The 2,284-nt window shown below is 63.5% G+C and carries 2 protein-coding genes; both read left to right on the forward strand.

What is annotated here, in order from left to right; translation table 11 throughout:
- On the forward strand, positions 1-733 hold a 733-nt coding region (locus Q0S71_RS21215; protein ID WP_296000091.1), incomplete at its 5' end, for a glutamine synthetase family protein.
- Positions 734-749: 16 nt separating this feature from the next.
- Positions 750-2,204, forward strand: a complete 1,455-nt coding sequence (locus Q0S71_RS21220; RefSeq protein WP_296000093.1) for an aspartate aminotransferase family protein — start codon at positions 750-752, stop codon at positions 2,202-2,204.
- The last annotated feature ends 80 nt before the right edge of the window (positions 2,205-2,284 follow it).

A 2,284-nucleotide genomic window follows, 5' to 3' on the forward strand; every position in this document is an offset into this window, starting at 1 on the left:
CGGGCAAATGGAAATCAACTTCCTGCACGGCGATCCGCTCGGCCTGGCCGACAAGGTGTTCTTCTTCAAGCGCACCTTGCGCGAGGCGGCGCTCAAGCACGATATGTACGCCACCTTCATGGCCAAGCCGATGGCGGGCGAACCGGGATCGGCCATGCATGTGCACCAGAGCGTGGTCGACGCCAAGTCGGGCCTGAACATTTTCAGCAACGTCGACGGCTCAGCGTCGTCGCTGTTCAAGCACTACATCGGCGGCCTGCAACGCTATATGCCGTCGGCGATGGCCATCGTCGCGCCGTATGTGAATTCCTACCGCCGCATCGTGCGCCACACGGCCGCGCCGATCAACATCCAGTGGGGACTCGACAACCGCACCGTCGGTTTCCGCGTGCCGGAATCGGGCGTGCAGGACCGGCGCGTGGAAAACCGCATCATCGGCGCGGACGCCAATCCCTACCTGGCGCTGGCGGTGACGCTGGCCTGCGGCTACCTCGGCATGACCGAGCAGCTGGAGCCGACGCCGATGATGGAGGGCAGCGCCTACGACCAGGAATTCGAGCTGCCGCAAGGCTTGCCGGAAGCGCTGCAAACGCTGCGCGCCGAAGACAAATTGCGCACGGTGCTGGGCGAGCGCTTCATCGACGTCTACGCGGCCATCAAGGACCTGGAGCATCGGGAATTCATGACCGTCATCAGCCCGTGGGAACGCGAACACCTGCTGCTGCACGTATAAAAGGGAAGGAGAAATCATGGCCAACAATCCGCTGGCGCCCGGCGCCGCATTGGTCGCGTCGGTCAAGGAGGACGCCGCGCGCACGCAGCTGTACGACACGGCGGCGATCCAGCAAATGGACAGCGCCCACTACCTGCATCCGTTCACCGATTTCAAAGCGCTCAACGCCGACGGCGCGCGCGTGATGGTGCGCGGCGACGGGATTTATTTGTGGGACTCGCAGGGCCGCAAATCGCTCGACGGCATGTCCGGCCTGTGGTGCGTCAACGTCGGCTACGGCCGCACGCGCATCTCGGAGGCGGTGTACCGGCAGATGGAGACGCTGCCGTTTTATAACAGCTTCTTCAACACCACCAACCTGCCGGCCGCGCAACTGGCCGCCAAGCTGGCCGAGATTTCGCCGCCGCAGTTCAAGCACGTTTTCTTCGCCGGTTCCGGCTCGGAAGGCAACGACACCAATCTGCGCATGGTGCGCCGCTATTGGGACATCCTTGGATACAAGGAGCGCCACACCGTCATCAGCCGCGAAAACGCCTACCACGGCAGCACCGTGGCCGGCGCTTCGCTGGGCGGCATGACGGGCATGCACGCGCAGGGCGGTCTGCCGATACCGGGCATCGTCCACATCGGCCAGCCCAATTACGTGGAGTCCGGGCGCGGCATGAGCGAGGACGAATTCGGCCTGCTGGCGGCGTCGTGGCTGGAACAGAAAATCCTTGAAGTGGGCGCCGACAAGGTGGCGGCCTTCATCGGCGAGCCGGTGCAGGGCGCCGGCGGCGTGGTGATTCCGCCGGCGACCTATTGGCCAGAGATCCAGCGCATCTGCGACAAGTACGGCATCTTGCTGATCGCCGATGAAGTGATCTGCGGTTTTGGCCGGCTCGGAAAATGGTTCGCTTGCGAACTATTCGGCATGCGTCCCGATCTGATTACCTTCGCCAAGGGCGTCACCTCCGGCTATGTGCCGCTGGGCGGCGTGCTCGTTGGCGACCGCGTGGCCGATGTGCTGATCGAGCGCGGCGGCGAGTTCGCGCACGGCTTTACCTACTCCGGCCATCCGGTGGCCTGCGCGGCGGCGCTGGAAAATATCCGCATCATCGAGGAAGAACAACTGGTGCAGCGCGTGGCCGAGGACACCGGGCCTTATTTGAAACAGCGCTTTGCCACGCTGGGTGAGCATCCCCTGGTTGGTTATACGGACAGCTGCGGTTTCGTCGCGGGGCTCAATCTGGTACGCGAGAAATCCAGCGTGGTGCACGATAACGTCAGCTTCGATGCGGCGCTGGCGGTCGGCATGGTCTGTCGTGGTCACATGTTCAACAACGGCATGATTATGCGCGCCGTCGGCGACCGCATGATAATCGCGCCGCCGCTGGTGATGACGCGCGCCCAGATCGATGAGATGGTGGCGCTGATCCGTCATTGCCTCGATCTGACGCTGGCCGATTTGCAGCGGCGCGGCTGGGTTTGAGGTTGTTCGGCGGCTGAGTCGCTGTCGACCGACGTCGGGGTCAGACCACGGTTTCGAATGAATCTCTCGAAACCGTGGTC

The organism is Rugamonas sp. (assembly GCF_025354735.1).
Lineage (GTDB): Bacteria > Pseudomonadota > Gammaproteobacteria > Burkholderiales > Burkholderiaceae_D > Rugamonas.